Consider the following 19,863-nt stretch of genomic DNA (forward strand, 5'->3'; position numbering starts at 1 on the left):
ATTGCCTGGTCAGAGGGCCGACTCGGGATCGGCGACGAGACTATTGTGGACGGTCAGCAGGGGAAGGCCGGTGGACGATGACACTGGTGGCGGACGAGATGGCGCGGTCGGCGCGCCGGCACCTGAGCCTGCCCGATCCGGGGCGGGCCACCACCCTCGACGATCTGGTGCAGAGGCTGCGGGCCCTGAAGGTCTGGGCCGGCGATCCGTCGTTCGAGACCATCAAGGAGCGGGTCAACGCCCGCTGGGCCGCCGCCGGGCGCCCGGAGCGCGAGATGGCGGCCAAGACCACGGTGGTGGACTGCTTCCGGCCCGGCCGGCGGCGGGTCAACACCGATCTCGTGCTGGCGCTGGTGGAGGCGCTGCACACCGATCCGGGCTATGTGGCGCAATGGCGCCAGGCGCTGCAGGTCGTGGGCGGCGAGCGCAGTGCCGCGGCCCAGGTCCGGGTGCAGGACTGCGCACCATCGGGGGCGGCCGGGTTCACCGGCCGGGCGGCCGAGCTCGACCGCCTGCGCGGGCTGCTGACCGGTACGGGCGGGCTGGCCGCGGTCGAGGGCATGGCCGGGGTCGGCAAGACCCAGCTGGCCCGGCAGGCCGGGTACGCCCTGCATCGCGACCGGGTGTTCGACCGCGTCCTCACCGTCGACCTGCGCGGCTTCCACCCCGACCCGGCCCAGCCGCCGGCCGACCCGGCCGCCGTCCTCGACGGGTTCCTCCGGGTGCTCGGCACGCCGGGCCGGAAGCTGCCGTACGACGTGGCCGGCCGCGCCCGCGACTACCGCTCGTTGCTGACCGGCACCCGGACGCTTGTCGTGCTCGACAACGCCGCCGATGACGCCCAGGTCCGGTTGCTGCTGCCGCGCACCGCCGGTTGTGCCGCGCTGATCACCAGCCGCCGGACGCTGACCGGGCCCCCGCCGGCGGCCCACCTCCCGCTCGGCGTGTTCACCCCGGCCGAGGCCCGGCGGTTCCTCACCCGGGCCGCGCCGGAGGTCGAGACCGGTGCCGACCCGGCGGCCGGCACCCGGATAGCCGACCGCTGCGGCCACCTCCCGCTGGCACTCGGCCTGGTCGCCGGCCACCTGCGGGCCAAGCCCGGCTGGACGCTGACCGACCACGCCGACTGGCTGGACGAGCGGCACGCGGGCGGCCGGCTGGAGACCGGCATCGAGCTTGCGATCGACCTGTCCTATCAGCACCTGACCACGGTCCGGCGGCGGGTGCTGCGGCTGCTGGCCCTGCATGCCGGGCCCGGCCTGGACGTCCCGGCGGCGGCCGCGCTGACCGGGCTCGGCCTCGCCGCCGCCGAGGCGCACCTGCGCGAGCTGGCCGGCGACCACCTGCTGCAGGCCGGTTCGCCGGGACGCTGGTCGTTGCACGGTCTGGTTCGCACGTACGCGCTCAACCGCGCTCTCGACGAGGACCGCCGGCCCGAGCGGGAGGCGGCGCTGGCCCGGCTGGCCGCCGCCGGACTGAACGTCGTCGATTTCTGACCGTTCGGATTCGGTCGGGATTTCGCGGCCGTCCGTGCTCGGCTGCCAACTTGATATTGCTCGCGGCGACTGGGGACCGCGGCGTTTCACGGGGGAACCAAATATGGCTGACACGACGAAAAGTCGTGCGCGCACGGTGCTGCGCGCACTGCTCACTCTCTCTCTGGCCGCCGCCGCGGCCCCGTTCGCCGGTGCGGCCGCGGCGCCGGCGGCCTGTCCCGCGTCGCGGGCGATCACCGCCGGCGCGGTCGCCGCCGCCCGCACCTGCGGTGGCCCGGTGGAGGCGCTCGACCGGCGCACCAACTCGTCCCGCACGGTGATCGCGGCCGACGGTTCGGCCACCGTCGAGCAGTTCGCGGCGCCGCGCTGGGTGCAACGGGCCGACGGGTCGTGGACCGATCTGGACACCGGCCTGCACTTCGCCGGCGACACCGTGGTGCCCGGCGCGACGCTGCTTCCGGTCGCCTTCTCCGCCGGCGGGAGCACGGAGCCGCTGGCCACGCTGGCCGACGGGGACCGGAGCGTGGCGTTGTCCTGGCCCGCCGCGCTGCCCGAGCCGGTGCTCGCCGGCGCCACCGCGACCTATCCGGAGGTGCTGCCGGACGTCGACCTCCAGGTGACCGCGCTCGCCGACGGCTTCTCCGAGGTGCTGGTGGTCAAGAACGCACAGGCCGCGGCCAACCCGGCGCTGACCGAGCTGGGCTTCGGCATGACGACCACCGGCGTACAGCTCAAGAGCGCCGCGGACGGCGGCGTGACCGCCACCGACAGCTCGGGAAACGAGGTCTTCACCTCCCCCCGGGCGCTGATGTGGGACTCGGCGCAGCGGACCCCGCGGGTGCGGAAGATGGGCGAGCGGATCGCCGGCCGGAAGCTGCACGTCGCGCCGGACCGGAACTTCCTGACCGACCCGGCGACCAAGTACCCGGTCTACCTCGACCCGACCTTCACCGGCGGCAAGTCGGGCAACGCCTGGTCGGTCGTGGCCAGCCGCTCCGACCTGGCCGGCTCGGCGTTCTGGCAGCGGACGTTCATGAACAACTCGGCCACCTACGGTGACGCCGGGGCCGGCGCGACCTGCGACAGCTACAGCGGGAACACCTGCACCAGCGCGCTCTACAAGGTCCGTTCGATGTTCCGGATGGAGACCTACGGCGCGGCCGGGGCGACCGTTCTCAGCTCGAACTTCGAGATCACCCAGAAGTGGTCGTGGACCTGCAACACCGCCTCCAACGCGAAACTCTGGGTCATCGCCGGCGCCATCTCGTCCGGCACCACCTGGAACAACCAGCCGGCCTGGGACGGCGGGCACACCGCGCAGGCGGCCGGCAACCACGCCGTCGGCAACGCCAACGGCTGCGCCGGACCGGGCACGGTCAGCTTCGACACGACCGGAATGGTGCAGTACGCGTACAGCCAGGGCTGGGGTGACCTGACGCTCGGCCTGCAGGCCGTCAACGAGGGCACCAACCAGCAGTGGAAGCGGTTCGACTCGGCCACCGCGGTGCTGCACATCCGCTACGACCACGCGCCGGACACTCCCGCGCTGGCCGACCTCAAGGTCGGTCCGGCCGCCCAGACCAGCTGCGGCCTCTCGGCGGCGAGCCCGACCCGGGTCAGCACCGCCAACGGCCTCAAACTCAGCGCGGTGCTCACCGACGCCGACGCGGGCGCCGGTGACCTGGTCAAAGCGGAGTGGTCGGTGACCGGTATCCCGGCCGGGTACGCCCCCGCCCCGGAGACCGCGGGGATGACCTCCGGATCGGTGCACCAGACCACCATTCCGGCCGTCGCCTTCGCCGACGGCGCCGCGGTGTCCTGGCAGGTCCGGGGCGTCGACAACGACAGCAACATGGCCGGCGGCTTGAGCCCGGCCTGCTACCTGCTGGTCGACAACACCGCCCCGCTGCCACCCGGCCTCACCAGCACCGACCTGGCGCTGCGGATCGGGCCGGGCATCCCGCCGCCACCCGCCGCCACCGCGATCGCCGGGCAGACCGCCCGGGTGACCCTCACGCCCGATCCGGCCGACGCCGGCCGGGTGGTCGGGTACCGGTACGGCGTCACTCCCGACGCCGACGCCCAGCCGACCAGCTGGGTGGCGGCCGGACCGGACGGCACGGCCACCGCCGCGATCGTCCCGCCGGCCGGGTCGATCTCCTACGACGGCATCGTGGCCCAGGCCGTGAAGGCCGACGGCACGGCCGGCGCCACCACCGCCGCCCGGTTCCTGGCGAACGCCGGCACGGCGCCGCCGAAGGTCACCGGGGACGCGACCGGGGACGGCCGGGCCGACCTGACCGTCGCCTCCGATGTGGGCGGTGGCCGCAGCGCGTTCTGGCGGTGGGACTCCACCCCGTCCGGTGCGCTGGCCGGAGCGATCGCCCCGCAGCTCAACGACGGCGCCTTCGCCAACGGCAGCTTCCAGACCGCCCACGGGGACTTCGACGGCGACGGCCTGTCCGACGTCGCGACCCTCACCCAGTCCGGCTCGAACGTGCTGCTCGGCGTCCAGCGGTCGGACGGCAACGCGCTGCTGAGCTCGGTCGTGCTGCGGACGCTGCCGGGCTGGTCGCTGGCGAACATCAAGATGGTCGCCGGGGACTTCGACGGCAACGGCCGGGCCGACGTCGCCGCCCTCTACAACCTCGGCAACGCCGCCTGGGAGTACCGGGTGATGCTGTCCGCCTCGGCCGGGCTCGCCTTCGGGGAGCCGTCGGTGTGGCACGCGGCGGCGCCCGGGCAGTCCGACTGGAACCGCATCAAGATCGTCGCCGGGGACATGAACGGCGACCGGCTGGCCGACGTGGCCGAGTTCTACGACTACGGCAGCGAGCAGACCAAGCTCTGGATGCACTACTCGACCGGTTTCATCCTGACCACCGGGGCGATGCAGTGGGACTCCACCGCGGGCGGGTTCGCCTGGAGCCACGCCAAGTTCGTGGCCGGCGACTTCACCGGTGACGGCAAGAGCGACGTGGCCGCGTTCTACGACTACAACAGCTCCAACGTCAGCCTGCTGGTGTTCACCGCCAAGGCCGACGGCACGATGAACGGCTGGTCGTCCTGGTGGAACGGCGGCGGCGCCTGGTCGTGGAACTGGCCGGCGACCGAGCCGGCGGCCGGTGACTACAACGGTGACGGCCGGGCCGACGTCGGGCTGGTCTATCACTGCTGCGGCGCGTACCAGACCCGGGCCTGGACGGTTTCCTCGACCGGCGCCGCGTTCGGCGCCGCGGTCACCCACTGGTCCGGCGCCACCGGACCGGTCGGCGCCGGTTCCCTGCCACCCGACAACCCCGATCAGAAGTACGAGATCAGGGCGCTGCACTCGGGCCGGTGCCTGGACGTGTTCAGCGCCGGCACCGGCGAGAACGTACGGGTCCAGCAGTGGGGTTGCTCGGGCGTGGCCCAGCAGCGGTTCACCCTGCACGTCAACGGCGGCGGCCAGGCCTGGATCGAGCCGGCGCACACCACCGGCAAGTGCCTCGGCGTGCCCGGCGGCCCGCTCACCAACGGCGCCCAGGTCGACTCCAACTCGTGCGGCCCGCAGTGGCAGAACCTGCAGCTCTGGTACCAGTCCGGCGGGCAGCCGGGCGTCGACGCGGTGGTCAGCATCCGCCCGATGTACAGCGGCTCCTGCTTCGACGTGATCGGGGCCGGCACCGCCGACGGGGTGTTCGTCCAGCAGTGGGCCTGCACCGGCGTCAACCAGCAGCTCTTCACCCTCCACCCGGTCGCCTGACAGGAGAGGTCCGATGAAGAAGATCGCACTCGTGGTGGCCCTGGCCATCACGGCGAACGCCCTCTCGGCACCGGCCTACGCCGCCGTGCCCAAGACCATCGCCAAACCCAAGGCGGTGCCGTCGGCGCCGGGAAAGTACGTGAAGCCCGGCGCCGCGGTCACCGACCCGACCGCCGACCGGAACATGCGCGCGGCGCCCGCGGTCACCTGGCCGTCGACCGTGAGCAAGGCCGCCGCGTCCATCAAGGTTTCGTCGGCGGACGTGCGGACGGAGGTCGTCGACCGGTCGAAGACCGCCGGACGGCCACTGGTCGTCAAGCTGTCCCGCACGGACAGCGCCAAGGCGGCCGCCGGCGGCTCGGCCCGGGTCACCATCGACACGTCCGGCTTCCGGGACGCCTACGGCGGCGACTGGGCCGGCCGGCTGCGGCTGGTCAGCCTGCCCGAGTGCGCGCTGACCACCCCGGACGCGGCCGGGTGCGCGCAGACCGACCTGGCCACCACCCGGGACGCGAGCGGCGCGGCGCTGAGCGCGACCGTCCCGCTCGCGGCCGGCTCGATGGTGGCCCTGGCGTCCGGGCCGCAGTCGACCGGCGGTGGTGGCGACTACTCGGCCACCGCGCTCTCGCCGACCAGCACCTGGAGCGCGGGCGGGCAGTCGGGCGACTTCAGCTGGTCCTACCCGATGGCCACACCGAACGCGTTCGGCGGCCCCTCGCCCTCGGTCGGACTGTCCTATTCCGCGCAATCGCTGGACGGAAAGACCGCGGCGTCCAACAGCCAGCCGTCCTGGATCGGGGACGGCTTCGACTACTCCTCCGGGGCGATCAGCCGCACCTATCCGGCCTGCGCCGACGACGGCAAGACCGGGATCGGCGACCTCTGCTGGGGCACCGACAACGCGGCCATCTCGTTGCCGGGACACTCCGGCGAGCTGATCCAGGTCTCCACCAGCCCGGACGTGTGGAAGCTGAAGAACGACGACGGGACCCGGGTCGAGCGCCTGACCGGGGCGAGCAACGGCGCCCGCAACGGCGAGCACTGGAAGGTCTCCACCACCGACGGCTGGGAGTACTGGTTCGGTCTCAACCAGCTCCCCGGCTGGAGCACCGGCAAGGCCACCACCCAGTCCGTCTACACCGTGCCGGTGTTCGGCAACAACGCGGGCGAGCCGTGCTATAACGCCACCTTCGCCAGCGCCTGGTGCACCCAGGCGTACAGCTGGAATTTGGACTATGTCGTTGATCCGCACAACAACAGCGAGAGCTTCTGGTACGCCCCCGAGACCAACAATTACGCCCGCAACGTCACCGCTTCCTCGGTGTCGACGTACACCCGGGGCGGCCACCTGGACCGCATCGAGTACGGCACCCGGCGCGAGGGTGGGGTGGACAGCACCTACTCGGTCGGCGCCGCTCCGGCCCGGGTGCTGTTCGGCGTGCAGGACCGATGTGTGACCCAGGGTTCGACCTGCACCTCGTCGACCCCGTCGAACTGGCCGGACGTGCCGTGGGACATGCAGTGCACGTCGGCCACGTCCTGCTCGACCGTGTTCGCGCCGGGCTTCTTCACCCAGAAGATGCTGGCCACGGTGACCACCCAGGTCTGGAGCGGCACCGGCACCGACTACCGGGACGTGCAGCGCTGGACGCTCGACCACGTCTTCAAGGACCCCGGTGACGGGCGGGCCAAGACCCTCTGGCTCAACGGCGTCGGCGTCACCGGCCTGAACGGAACGCCGGTCAGCACCCCGGGGGTGACCTTCACCGGCGTGCAGCTCGGCAACCGGGTCGACAAGGCCGCGACCAAGGACCCGATCATCCGGTTCCGGATCTCCTCGGTGGTCAACGAGGCCGGCGGCGTGGTGGCGGTGACCTACTCGCAGCCGGAGTGCGTGCTCGGCTCGAACATGCCGGCCGCCGCCGACACCAACACCAAACGCTGCTATCCGGTCTGGTGGACGCCGTACGGCGGCACGGCCGCCACGTTCGACTGGTTCCACAAGTACGTGGTGACCGGCGTGACCGTGGCCGACCCGACCGGGCACAACGCGACCCAGGTCACCACCTACAGCTACGACAGTCCGGCCTGGCACGCCGACGACAGCGAGCTGGTGCCGGCCAACCACCGCTCGTGGGGACAGTGGCGCGGTTACTCCCGGGTGCGGACGGTGACCGGCGCCGCCGACAGCAACCGGCAACAGGCCGACACCATCTACTTCCGCGGCATGCACGGCGACAAGACCAGCTCCGGCACCCGGACGGTCACCATCCCGGCCGACCCGGACTTCGGCGGCGATGCGGTCAACGACGAGAACTGGCTCTACGGCCAGAGCCGGGAGACCATCGTCTACAACGGCGTCGGGGACACCGCCCCGGTCCTGTCCAAGACGCTGACCACGCCGTGGGCGCACGGGCCCACCGCGACCCGCACCCGCAACGGCATCACCACCAGCGCGTACGTGGTGAACACCAAGTCGTCCACCACCAAGATGGCGCTCGACGCGGCCCGCGGCTGGCTCACCAGCTCGACCAGCAACACGTTCGACTTCGACGCCGGTACGGCCGATCCGATCGGCCGGATCGTCCGGACCGAGGACCTCAACGACGTCTCGACCGCCGACGACGACCGGTGCACCACGACGACGTACGCCACCGACCCGGCCGGGCGGATCCGGAACGCCGTGGCCGAGCAACGCAAGGTCGCGGTGAACTGCTCCACCACCCCGAACCTGGCCACCGACGTTGTCTCGGACACCCGCACCATTTACGACCAAGCCACCACCTTCGACCAGAAGGTCACCCTCGGCGAAGTCGCCCAGAGTGAACAGTTGGCCGACGTCACTGGCGGCACGCCGCGCTACCTGGCCAAGAACAAGGCCACCTACGACAAGTACGGCCGGGTGCTCACCTCGAAGGACACCCTCGGCTACCAGACCACCACCGAGTACACGCCCAAGGCCGGTTCGCTGCCCACCGGCGTGCTCACCACCAACGCGAAGGGCTGGGTCAGTTCGACCACGCTCGATCCCGCATACGGAAACCCGGTCTCCAAGCTCGACCCGAACGGGGCCCGGACCGATCTCGAGTACGACGCGCTCGGCCGGCTCGTCCGGGTGTGGGAGCCCGGGCGGGACCGGGCGACGCAGAGCCCGAGCGCGCAGTACGCGTACGTGCTGGGCGGCACCACCTCCGCCTCCTCGGTCGCCACCGCGACGCTGAACACCGACGGCACCGGCTACAACACCACCTACCAGGTGTACGACGGGCAGCTGCGGCCGCGCCAGACGCAGACGCCAGCGCCCGGCGGTGGCGTGATCCTGACCGACACCCTGTACGACTCGCGCGGACTCGCGGTGCAGGCGAACGCGGCCTACTTCCAGGCCGGGATCTCCTGGGGGCAGCTGTTCGTCCCCAGCTCACCGACGCCAGGACGGACGATCACCGGGTACGACAACGCGGGCCGTGCCACCGACGTGGTCTTCCAGGCCAACGGCGTGGAGAAGTATCGAACCACCACGAGGTTCGGCGGTGACCACACCGACGCCTCGGCCCCACCGGGCGGCACCGCTACGACCACCTGGATGAACGCGATCGGGCAGGTCACCAAGCACGTCCAGTACCACTCGAACGTGCCGGCCGGGGACCAGGCCGTCACCCGGTACGAGTTCGACAAGCGCGGGAACAGCTCGAAGATCACCGACCCGATGGGGAGCGTCTGGACCTTCGAGTACGACCAGCGCGGCCGGTTGACCGCGACCGACGACCCGGACCGTGGCGCCACCACGTACACCTACGACGACGCCGACCAGCAGCTCACCGTGACCGATGCGCGGCACATCACCCGCACGAACGTCTACGACGAGCTGGGCCGGGTGGCCGACCGCTGGCAGGGCCCGGCGGGCACCGGAACACTGCTGTCCCGGACCACCTTCGACACGCTGCGCAAAGGACTGCAGACCGCCAGCACGAGGTACGCCGACGACGGCTCGCAGTACACGTCCTCGATCGGCGGGTACGACGCCGCCGGCCAGGTGACCAGCGCGTCGGTCACCATCCCGGCCACCGAGGGACTACTGGCCGGCACGTACACCACCACGACCCGGTACAACGCGGACGGTTCGGTGAAGTCGGCGACACTGCCACGGATCGGCGGCAACGCGGTCGCCGCGCTTCCCGAGGAGACGATCCAGTACGGCTACAACAGCCTGGGCCTGCCGACCACGCTGTCCGGCCTGAACACGTACGTGACCGGGACTGCGTACGACAGCTTCGGCCGGCTCAGCACCACCGTCTACTCCGACGGCGGCGGCAAGGAACTGGCCCAGCTCTACGCCTACGACCCGGCCACCGGCCGGCTGGCCGAGCACGGCGTCTTCAACAACAAGACCGGGGCCGTCTTCCAGGACGAGTACCCGGAGTACGACGCGGCCGGCAACGTGCTGTCGATCAAGGACAAGACCGCGCAGTACGGCGCCGGCCCGGACGACAACCAGTGCTTCCAGTACGACTACTACAGTCGGCTCACCCAGGCGTGGACTCCGGCCGACGGCAACTGTGGCACGGCCGAACCGGTCAACCCGGTCCTCGGTGGCCCGGCCCCGTACTGGCAGACCTGGAAGTACTACGAGAACGGCGACCGCCTCTCGCAGACCGACCACGTGAGCGGCGGCACCACCACCGCCACGTCGGCCTATCCGGCGGCGACCGCGGACAGGCCGCACGCGCAGACCCGGGTCGACTACACCGGCGTCGGCGGGACGAAGACCAACACCTACGCCTACGACGAGGCCGGCAATCTGGTCGGCCGCAACGTCGCCGGGACGCCGGCGCAGGCGCTGACCTGGGATGCCGAGGGCCATCTGGCCAAGGTCAAGGACACCAACGGCACCACCTCCTACGTGTACGACGCCGGCGGCTCCCGGCTGATCGCCCACGACTCCACCGGGGCGACGCTCTACCTGGGCAGTCAGCAGCTGCACGTGTCACTGGGCAACCAGGTGGCAGCCACCCGGTTCTACGGCTCCGGGGCGGTCCGCACCTCGACCGACGGGCTGTGCTGGCTGACCTCGGACCACCACGGCACCAACAATCTGACGTTCCAGGCGGCGACGCTGGCGAAGTCCCAGCGGCGCTCGACGCCGTTCGGCTCGTCCCGGGACGCCACCACCAGCTGGGTCACCGATCGGGGCTTCGTCGGCGGCTACACCGATCCGACCGGGCTCACCCAGCTCGGGGCGCGGCCGTATGACACGTCGCTGGGCCGGTTCGTCTCGGTCGACCCGGTGTTCGACTCGGGTGACCCGCAGAGCTTCAACGGGTACGCCTACTCGCACAACAACCCGGTGACCAACTCCGACCCGAGCGGTCTGATGGACACGTTCTTCGTCTATCTGGGCAGCAGCTTCGGAAGCTTCACCAGCGGCGGCTACCGCTACTACTACGAGAAGGACTACTACGCGCTCTGCCGTTCGGACGGCGCCTGCCTGTACTCCGGCGACCGGCTGGTCGTCTTCGTCGACTTCTACCTGCTGTTCCGGGTCAAGATCCCGGTGAAGATGACGTACGGGCCGCTCGCCGCGCCCAAACCGGTCATCCCGCTCGACCGCTGCATCACCCCGCCGCCCCCGCCCCCGCCGCCGCCGAGCTGCGGGTTCTGGGACTTCAAGTGCGGCGTGAAGCATCCCGGCTGGTGGTGGAGCGGTAACAAGGGCTGGGTTCAGGGTGCCGTCGCCGTGGCGGGCGTCGGGGTGTGCGTCTTCACGGCCGGGGCGGGCTGCGTGATCGCCGGCGCGGTCGGGGCGGGCATCTCGATGGCCGACCGCACCTACGACTTCGTCCACAACAAGAAATACAACGACGGCGCCGCGGCCTGGGGCGGGTTCGCCCTGGGTATGGGAGTCGACACGCTCGGCATGGTGCCGGCCGTCCGAGGGCTGGGCGCTTACGCCGGGCGGATCAAGAATCCGGCGCTCGCGGCGCTCGTCAAGGAAGGCGACGAGGCGATCGACGTCGGGAGCAACGCGCACCTGGCTCTGGGAGTCGACGACTACCTCGACGATTTCGCCCGGGAGGTCGGCGGGAAGACCTGGAAGCAGTCGCCGTTCAGCAAGTTCTGGAAAGGCGGAGCCAGCGTCGACCCGGAGAACCTCAAGCCGATGATCGATTCGGTGGTCCGGTCCAAGGGCGGCAAGATGAGCTTCAACATGCAGGGCATGGATGACGTCGAGGGCATCGTGGCCGGAACGTCCAACCTCGGGTACAAGATGACCAGCAAGGAGCTCCAGCACATCTGTGGAAGCTCCGCCGCGCTGGCAATCACCACGTTCTACGCCAACAAAACCACTCTCGCGTCCGCACCCTGTTAACGAGGCCGACCAGATGACCGACGTCCGTTCCGAGCCGGATCCGTTCTCCTTCGAGTCCGTTGTCCGGCGCCGGCCCACCGACCGCGAATATGTGCCTCTGCACATCATCATGGCCGCGGCGCGGGAGCCCGGGACGGTCGTCGGCTTCTCCTTGGCCGATTTCACCGAGATCATGCGGAAGGCCGGCATGCTCGGCCTGCGCGACGCCAACCGGTTCATCGGCGACTTCGTCTTCGGGTTCTTCCCGGCCAAGGCGCCCCGCACCTACCTCACCTGGCCGGCACCGTTCCTGCTGGTGCCGGCCAGCCTCGGTGTCGATGTCGGCGCGACCGTGGCGGCCATCCGCCGGCAGTCGGCGGGCCGCCGGCTGGAGCTGAAACCCGGTGTGACCGCCGAGCTGCGGATCGGCGCCGGAGTGGCCGACTTCGACGGTGTCCACGACGACGCGGTCGTCGACGCGATCGAGCGGTTGAACGAGGACCTGCGCCGGCTCGACCCCGACAGCCCGGCGATCCTTCCCGAGCCCGACGACTGGCGACCCTTCTTTCCGGCCGACCGCACGCCGTGATTCTCCGGTTAGGGTCGAGGGCATGACGCCAGCCGTTACCGCCAGCGCCTTCGACTCGCTGCGCCTCGACGCCGTGACCGACCAGGAGGCGCTGCGCCAGGCCTACGCCCTGCCCAGCGACGCGGCCGTGCGCAAGCAGATGATCGAGCTCACCGCGCAGACCCGGCAGCTGATCGCCTGCTCATCGCTGGTCCTGGTGGCCAGCGTCGACGCCGCGGGCAACTGTGACGTCTCCCCGCGTGGCGGCCCGGCCGGGTTCGTCGCCGTCCTGGACGACCGGACGCTGGCGATCCCGGACGCGACCGGCAACAAGCGCCTGGACACCCTGCAGAACGTCCTCGCCACCGGGCGGGCGGGGCTGCTGTTCATCATCCCGGGGCGCACCACGACGCTCCGGGTGAACGGCCGGGCCTGCGTCTCCACCCGCCCCGACCTGCTGTCCCAGCTGACCGCGGTGGGCAAGCCGCCGGCCAGCGCGCTGGTGGTGGGGATCGAGGAGGCCTATCCGCACTGCCCGAAGGCGCTGCTGCGCGGCGGGGTATGGAAACCGGAGCAGTGGTTGCCGGCCGACGCCCAGCCGACCTCGGCCGAGGTGACGCTGGCCCAGTTGCGGATGCCGGGGCTGACCATCGCCGACATCGAGCAGAACGAGGCGGACGCGCTGAAGTACCGGTACGAGTAGCGAACGCTCAGCGCGCCCGGCTGGTGCGGAAGACGTGCCGGTAGGTCTGCGGAGAGAGCGCCACCGACCGCTGAAAATGCATCCGCAGCGCCCCGGACGACCCGAATCCGGCCCGCTGCGCGACGGATTCGATCGTGTCATCGGTCGACTCCAGCAGTTCCTGGGCGCAGCGGATGCGCTGCTGGAGCAGCCAGCGCAGCGGGCTGACCCCGGTCGCCTCGGCGAACCGGCGGGCGAAGGTGCGCCGGCTCATGCCGGCCTGCCGCGCCAGGTCGGACACGGTGAGTTGCTCGGCCAGGTGGCGCCGGGCCCAGTCCAGCACCGGGCTCAGGTCGGACCGGCGGGCGAGGCCGGCCGGCGGCTCGACGTACTGCGCCTGGGCGCCGTCGCGCTGCGGTGGCACCACCATCCGCCGGGCCACCGCGTCGGCCACCGTCGCGCCGTGGTCCGACGCGACAAGGTGCAGGCAGGCGTCCACGGCGGCGCCGGTGCCGGCCGAGGTGAGCACGTCGCCCTCGTCGACGAAGAGCACCCCGCCGTCGACCCGGACCCGCGGGAAGCGGTGCGCGAAGTCGACGACGTTCATCCAGTGCGTGGTGGCCCGCCGGCCGTCGAGCAGGCCAGCCGCGGCCAGCAGATAGGCGCCGGTGCAGATCGAGACCAGGCGGGCGCCGCGCCGGTGCGCCCGGCGCAGCCCGTCGAGCAGGTGACCGGGCGGGTCCAGCTGGGTCGGCCGGGCGCAGGCGGGGACGATGACCGTGTCCGCTGTCTCGAGCGCGTCCAGGTCGTACGGAACGTCGATGCTCATCCCGGCCGCGCTGCGCAACCGGCCCGGGGAAGCGGCGCACAGGCGCAGTTCGTACCACGGGTCGGCGAGGTCGGAGCGATCGATGCCGAAGACCTCGCAGGGCACCGCGAGCTCGAAGAGGGGCATCTGATCGGTCACCGGGATCGCCACGATGTGCGCGGGCATGGCCAAAACCTAGCGCCCTTTGGCCGCCCGGCGGCTGTCGGCGATCGGTCCGGCCCGCGAGGGTGATGGTCATGCCGCCACCCGCACGAGGACTCACCTTCCCCCAGGGCACCGCCCTGTACGTGGGCGCGGTGCTGGGCAGCGGCGCGATCGCGCTGCCGGCCCTGGCCGCCCGGGCCGCCGGACCGGCCTCGCTGCTGGCCTGGCTCGGGCTGGTGCTCATGTCGATCCCGCTGGCCGCCACGTTCGCCGCGCTCGGCTCCCGCTTCCCGGACTCCGGTGGCGTGTCGACGTACGTGCGGCGGGCCTTCGGGGCGAACTGGGCCGGTCTGGTGGGGTGGTGCTTCTACCTGACGGTCCCGCCCGCGATGGCCGCCGCGGCCATCTTCGCCGGCTCGTATGTGGCCGCCGCGGCGGGCGGCGGCACCGGCACCGTCCTGGGCACCGCCACCGCCCTGATCGCGACCGTCACCGTCGCGAACGTCTTCGGCCTGCGCGTCTCCGGCCGGCTCGCCCTCGGCCTCACCGTGGTGCTGGCATTGCTGCTGCTCACGGCGACGCTGACCGCGCTGCCGCACGCCGACGCCGACAACCTGCGCCCGTTCGCGCCGCACGGCTGGGCCGCCATCGGTTCGGCCGCCGCCCTGCTGGTCTGGAGCTTCTCCGGCTGGGAGGCGATGACGCACCTGTCGGGCGACTTCCGCCGGCCGGAGCGCGACATCGCCCGCACCACGAGCGCGGCCGTCGTCATCGTCGGCACGCTCTACCTGGCCGTCGCGACCGCGAGCATCCTGGTCCTCGGCCCGGCCGCGGGTGAGTCCGCCGCTCCCCTGGCGGACCTGCTGGCCCGGGGCATCGGCGGGGCCGGCAACACCCTCGGCGCGATCCTGGCCGTGCTTCTCACCCTGGGCGTGATGAACACCTACCAGGCCGGCGCGGCCAAGCTCGGCGCGGCCCTCGGCCGGGACGCCGCCCTGCCTCGGTGGCTCGCCCCCGGCAGCGCGCCGGGCGACGTCCCGGTGCGCAGCGTGCTCGTCCTGGCCACCCTGGCCGGCCTGGCCCTGCTGGCGGTGGCCGTCTTCCACCACGCCGACCCGGAACCGCTTGTCCTGCTCACCACCGGCGCGTTCACCACGGTGTACGTCCTCGGCTCGGCCGCCGCCGTCCGGCTGCTGCCCCGGCGCTCGCCCGGCCGGCTGGCCGCGGTCATCTCGCTGATCGCGTCGCTGGCCCTGCTGACCACCACCGGCCGTTACCTGCTCTGGCCCCTGCTGCTCGCCGCCGCCTGCCTGCTCTACCTGCGACGAACGGCAGCTACCGAGAACGGGCGCGGAAACCGGGAAGCAACCCGGTCAGCGCCGCTCCCGCCGCGACGATGACCGACGCGGTGAACAGCGCCGGGTTCAGCCCGTCGACGAACGTCGCCGGGGTGTAGCCGCCCTGGGTGGCGAAGATCGAGACAAGCATCGCCACGCCGACAGCCACGCCCAGCTCGCGGGCGGTGTTGTTGACGCCCGCCGCGACCGCCCGTTCGCCCTCCGGGACCGCCTCCAGGGCGATCGCGCTGATCGGCGGATAGCTCAGCCCCAGCCCGATGCCGGCCAGCAGGAACGGCCCGAACAGCCAGCCGAAGGCGACCTCGGCGGAGAAGGCCGAGGCCATCCAGACCAGCGAGACCGCCACCATCACCTGCCCGGCCAGGACCAGCCGGGCAGCACCCCACCGGGCCATCAGCAGGCCGGTGGCCGGCCCGACGAACAGCGGAACCAACGAGCAGGGAAGCGTACGCAGACCGGCCTGCAACGGGCTGGCCCCCTGTACGACCTGGAAGAACTGGGCGAGCAGGAAGATGCTGCCGTACACCCCGATGTTGAGGCTGAACGACAGGGTGTTGATGACGCTGAACACCCGCGAGCGGAACAGGCGCAGCGGCAGCATCGGGTCCTTGCCGCGCGCCTGCCAGCCGAGGAACAGCGCGAAGATCGCCGCGCCGCCGGCCAGGGTGAGCAGGACCCGCGGCGAACTCCACCCGTGGGTCGGCGCCTCCACCACGCCCCAGACCAGCACGAAGATGGACCCGGTCAGCAGAGCGATCCCGGCCAGGTCGATCCGCCGCGCGGCGCCCCGGGACTCGCTCAGCAACCGCCCCGCGAGGACCATCGCGACCAGGCCGACCGGGACGTTGAGCCAGAAGATCCAGGTCCAGTGCAGGCCCTCCACCACGGCCCCGCCGAGCACCGGCCCGATCGCGACACCCAGGCCGGTGAAGCCGCTCCAGAGGGCGATGGCGAGGGGCCGCCGCCCGGCCGGCACCGCGGCGGCCAGCAGGGCCAGCGACAACGTCATGACGAACGCACCCGAGGCGCCCTGCACGGCCCGGGCCACCTTCAGCTCACCGACCGTGCCGGCCAGCGCACACCCGGCCGAGGCGAGCGTGAAGACACCGATCGCGGCGATGAAGATCAGCCGCCGGCCGAACCGGTCGCCGAGGGCCGCCGCGGTGAGCAGCAGGGCGGCGTACGGCAGGGTGTACGCGTCGACGATCCACTGCAGGTCGCTGGTGGAGGCGTCGAACGCGGTCCGCATCGCCGGCAACGCCGTCGTGACCACCAGGTTGTCCAGCGAAACCATGAACGCGGGCAGCCCCACCGCGGCGATGGCCGCCTTCACGACCGGTCGGTCATCAGGCCGCGCAACTCGCCGGAGAACCGGGCCGTCCACTCGTCGATCTCCGTTCCCGACCAGCCCAGATGGCCGGGCGAGTAGTACCAGTCGAGGCGCGTGGCTCCATCCACGATGGAGCATTCGAGGTAGAGCGGCGGCTGCTTCTCGCCGGCCTCGGGATCCCACATGTCGCCGAGCGATCCCTCGCGCGGCGAGAACAGGCCGCTCCGGCTCCGCGCCGGCGCCTCACCCTGAAAGTTGAACCACACCGTCGGCATCGGCGCGTCCGCCAGGCCGCTCGGCTCATCGCCAAGAAAGAGCAAAGGCTCAAAGGACAACCCCGCCGAGGGTACGGAGGTGAGCCGTTCCGCCACCGCGGTCAGCGTCTCGCCCGGGCTCTGGGTGGAACTGTCCGCGAAGGCGAGCGGGAACGTGCAGTGCATGTTGCCGGCCGTCCGGGACAGGTCGAGGCCGTGCACCGCGGTCTGCCGTCCTGAGCTGGAGAGCCGGACCGCGAGCGGTCCGCAGTCCCACTGCCGCTGGGCGGTCCGGACCAGGGCGGTCAGCAACGTGGTGGCGATCGGCGCCCGGCGCCCCGGCGGACCGTCCATGCGCACGGTACGCAGTTCGCGCGTCTCGTCGGGACGTAGCAGTCGCCGTACGGTGCGAAGGTCTTTTTCTTTGAGGCCCGGATGCTCGCGGGAGTCGTAGCCGGTCGGCGGTGGAACGTCGAGCTGCGCCCGCCAGAAGCCGAGATCGGCGGCCGCGTCCCCGCGCGCGAAGTCGTGCATCCAGCGGGTGAACTCGTCGAACCGGGCCGAGGTGCGCGCCAGCACCAGCGGCTCGCCGCGCTCGTCGAGCCGGCAGAGCTGGTCCAGGTCGTCGACCAGGATGCCGAGCGTGACGCCGTCCATGACAAGGTGGTTGACGGTGAGGAAGAGCCGCTGCTCCATCTGCAGCAACCGCAGCACCGGGCCGTGCTCCAGGCTGAGGCGGCGATGCTGGTCGGTCAGGAGCTCTTCACCGGTTGCGGCCGTCTCGATGGCGAAGCTGCTCTCGAAGTCCCCGTAGTACTGGGCAAACCGGCCGTCCTCCCGGCGGACCCGCAGCCGCAGCGCGTCGTGCTGGCTGACCAGCGCGGACACGGCCCGGCGAAGCCGCTCCACCGGGAGCGGCCGGTGCACGTCGAGCAGGACAGCGCGGTTCCACCAGTCCCACTGCCCCAGCCGCAGCGCGTCCACCTGAGCGGCGCTGAACGGCACGTCGCCGGTGACCGCTTCCCCGCGCGGCCCGGCCGGCGCCGGTTCGAGGCTGCTCGCCAGGTCACGCAGGGTGGAGCCGTCCGAGACGGTGGCCGGCGACAGGTGGGTGCCGGTCCGGTCCTCGATGCGTTTGGCCAGATCCATCAGGCCGAGCGAGTCCAGTCCGGCGTCGCGCAGCGGCAGGTCCACCGGCACCTCGCCGGGATCGGCCAGCTGCAACAGGGCGGCGACCTCGGCCTGGAGGAGCTGGAGCAGGGTGACGTCCTCGGCCTTCGGTCCGTCCGGTCCGGCCAGGGCGGCCGAGCGCAGCGAGCCACTGACCCACAGTTCCCGGCACTCGCCGCGCCGCAGCTTGCCGCTCGTCGTCTTGGGCAGACGGCCGGGCCGGGTGAGCACGACCTCGTGACACTGCACGCCGCTGTGCGCGGCCACCGCGGCCCGGATCGCGGCCACCGCCCGGCCGAGCGGCAGCGATTCCCCGCCTTCCAAGGCCTTCTTACGCACCTCGGCCGCCACCACCACCCGCTCGACGCCGCCGACCCGCACCCCGAAGGCGACCGCGCTGCCCGGCCGCAGAATCGGATCGGCCGCCACCACCGCCGCCTCCAGGTCCTGCGGGTGGATGTTGCGGCCGCCGACGATGATCAGGTCTTTGCGGCGGCCGCAGATGAACACCTCGCCGTCCGCGCCGATCACCCCGAGGTCACCGGTGCGCAGGAAGCGCCGCTCGTCCCCGTCCGCCAGCCGCGCGGCGAAGACGGCCGCGTTCTCCTCGTCGCCGCGCCCCCAGTAGCCGCTGGACACGCTGTCGCTCGACACCCAGAGTTCGCCGACGACGTGCGGTGGCTGCGGCTGCCGCGTTTCCGGGTCGACGGCCAGCACCGACACGCCCAGCTCCGCGTCGGGGACGCCGCTGCCCACCAGCGTCACCTCCGGCGCGCCGGGCGCGGCCGGGACGATCACGCCGTCCCGGTCCAGCACGACCCGGTCGCCGCGCAGCAGGGTCGGCTTCCGGCCGACCGGGCCGCTGATGAACAGAACCGCCTCGGCCATGCCGTAGACGTTGACGAACGACGCCGGATCGAAGCCCATCCGGGCGGTCTCGGCGGCGAAGCGTTCCATCGTGGCCGGGAGCATCGGCTCGCCGCCCTGCAGGGTCGCCCGCAGCGAGGAGAGATCGAACGCGTCACCGTCGCGCAGCCCTCGCAGTACGTACTCGTAGCCGAAGTTCGGGCCGGCGATGTGCGTTCCGCGATAGCGGTCGATCGCCTCGAGCCAGAGGCGCGGCGCGGTCAGGAAGGTCAGCGGGGAGAACACCACGCACCGCGCCCCGGTGTACATCGCGTTCAGAATGCCGCCGGCCAGCCCCATGTCGTGGAACAGCGGCACCCAGCCGACAAGCACCGAGTCGCCGTCGACCCGGGTGTTGCGGGCGATGAGCTCCAGGTTGTGCACGAGGTTCCGATGCCGCACCATGACGCCCTTGGGGGCCGACGTCGAACCGGACGTGTATTGCAGGTAGACGATGTCGTCGGGGCCGAACCGGCTCGCCGCGGCGGTCAGCAGTGCGGCGGCCGCCGGCAGATCGGCGCGCTTGATGCGATGCGACAGCAGCCAGGAGAGCTTGGGCCAGCTCGGGGCGTCGCGGCCACGCAGCCGGTTCGCCACCGACGCGAGCCGCGCGAGGGCCCGGTATTTCGGGTGGGTGAGCGCGAACCGGGCGCCGCTGTCCTCGACGACGTGCCGGAGCTTCGGCAGTTCCCGGTCGAGATGCCGCGGATCGGGGCTGGCCACCGGCACCGCGATCGCGCCGAGCAGCATGCACCCGAAGAAGCCGGCGACGAACTCCAGGCCGTCGTCGGGCGGGAAGACCAGCAGGACGCGGTCGCCCGGCTCGACCCCGGCGGCCCGGAGCAGGTCAGCGGCGCCGGCGGCGAGGCGCACGACCTCGGCGCAGTCGGCCGCGGCCGTCTGTTTGCCGTGCCGATCGAGGAACGAGTAGAGCGGCGTGTGCGGAGCGACGTCGAGGCGCTCGACCATCCTGGTGAGCAGGCTCGAGATCACTACACCATCTTAAATGGACTTCGGCTAACGTAAGACCCGCCT

At 71.8% G+C, this 19,863-nt stretch carries 9 protein-coding genes; 6 read left to right on the forward strand and 3 right to left on the reverse strand.

The annotated features are described in order from the left end of the window. Positions 1-77: 77 nt before the first annotated feature. The 5 genes from Ate02nite_RS31570 to Ate02nite_RS31590 all read left to right on the forward strand — a co-directional run bounded on the left by Ate02nite_RS31570 (position 78) and on the right by Ate02nite_RS31590 (position 12,858). Positions 78-1,496, forward strand: coding sequence for an NB-ARC domain-containing protein (locus Ate02nite_RS31570; protein WP_203811501.1), 1,419 nt, complete (start codon positions 78-80; stop codon positions 1,494-1,496). Positions 1,497-1,599: 103 nt separating this feature from the next. Further along, the gene (locus tag Ate02nite_RS31575; RefSeq protein WP_203811502.1) at positions 1,600-5,241 is read left to right on the forward strand and encodes an FG-GAP-like repeat-containing protein; all 3,642 of its coding nucleotides are present in this window, start codon (positions 1,600-1,602) and stop codon (positions 5,239-5,241) included. A gap of 13 nt (positions 5,242-5,254) precedes the next feature. Next, entirely contained in the window at positions 5,255-11,608 is a 6,354-nt protein-coding gene (locus Ate02nite_RS31580; RefSeq protein WP_203811503.1) for an RHS repeat-associated core domain-containing protein, read from the forward strand. Positions 11,609-11,621: 13 nt separating this feature from the next. Beyond that, the gene (locus Ate02nite_RS31585) at positions 11,622-12,176 is read left to right on the forward strand and encodes a hypothetical protein (RefSeq protein WP_203811504.1); all 555 of its coding nucleotides are present in this window, start codon (positions 11,622-11,624) and stop codon (positions 12,174-12,176) included. A 22-nt stretch (positions 12,177-12,198) separates the two neighbouring features. Further along, positions 12,199-12,858, forward strand: a complete 660-nt coding sequence (locus tag Ate02nite_RS31590) for an MSMEG_1061 family FMN-dependent PPOX-type flavoprotein (RefSeq protein ID WP_203811505.1) — start codon at positions 12,199-12,201, stop codon at positions 12,856-12,858. Between the two features lie 7 nt (positions 12,859-12,865). Here Ate02nite_RS31590 and Ate02nite_RS31595 read toward each other — a convergent pair whose 3' ends face one another. Next, entirely contained in the window at positions 12,866-13,831 is a 966-nt protein-coding gene (locus Ate02nite_RS31595; RefSeq protein ID WP_203811506.1) for a helix-turn-helix domain-containing protein, read from the reverse strand. A gap of 71 nt (positions 13,832-13,902) precedes the next feature. Between Ate02nite_RS31595 and Ate02nite_RS31600 the strand changes: the two genes are divergently transcribed. Next, entirely contained in the window at positions 13,903-15,210 is a 1,308-nt protein-coding gene (locus Ate02nite_RS31600) for an APC family permease (protein ID WP_239147833.1), read from the forward strand. Here the strand turns inward: Ate02nite_RS31600 and Ate02nite_RS31605 are convergent. After that, positions 15,146-16,501, reverse strand: coding sequence for a DHA2 family efflux MFS transporter permease subunit (locus Ate02nite_RS31605; RefSeq protein ID WP_203811676.1), 1,356 nt, complete (start codon positions 16,499-16,501; stop codon positions 15,146-15,148). The two genes, Ate02nite_RS31600 and Ate02nite_RS31605, sit on opposite strands and share 65 nt — an antisense overlap. Then, a complete protein-coding gene (locus Ate02nite_RS31610) occupies positions 16,498-19,821 on the reverse strand; it encodes an AMP-binding protein (RefSeq protein WP_203811508.1) in 3,324 nt (1,107 codons plus the stop codon). Before Ate02nite_RS31610 ends, Ate02nite_RS31605 begins: the two co-directional genes overlap by 4 nt. Positions 19,822-19,863: the final 42 nt, after the last annotated feature.

The organism is Paractinoplanes tereljensis (assembly GCF_016862435.1).
Classification (GTDB): Bacteria; Actinomycetota; Actinomycetes; order Mycobacteriales; family Micromonosporaceae; genus Actinoplanes; species Actinoplanes tereljensis.

What these genes read in the sequence shown, in the direction of transcription:
- Ate02nite_RS31595 (WP_203811506.1), bottom strand. Translation starts at nt 13,831, where the DNA reads ATGCCCGCGCACATCGTGGCGATCCCGGTGACCGATCAGATGCCCCTC.
- Ate02nite_RS31585 (WP_203811504.1), top strand. Translation starts at nt 11,622, where the DNA reads ATGACCGACGTCCGTTCCGAGCCGGATCCGTTCTCCTTCGAGTCCGTT.
- Ate02nite_RS31600 (WP_239147833.1), top strand. Translation starts at nt 13,903, where the DNA reads ATGCCGCCACCCGCACGAGGACTCACCTTCCCCCAGGGCACCGCCCTG.
- Ate02nite_RS31590 (WP_203811505.1), top strand. Translation starts at nt 12,199, where the DNA reads ATGACGCCAGCCGTTACCGCCAGCGCCTTCGACTCGCTGCGCCTCGAC.
- Ate02nite_RS31570 (WP_203811501.1), top strand. Translation starts at nt 78, where the DNA reads ATGACACTGGTGGCGGACGAGATGGCGCGGTCGGCGCGCCGGCACCTG.
- Ate02nite_RS31580 (WP_203811503.1), top strand. Translation starts at nt 5,255, where the DNA reads ATGAAGAAGATCGCACTCGTGGTGGCCCTGGCCATCACGGCGAACGCC.
- Ate02nite_RS31575 (WP_203811502.1), top strand. Translation starts at nt 1,600, where the DNA reads ATGGCTGACACGACGAAAAGTCGTGCGCGCACGGTGCTGCGCGCACTG.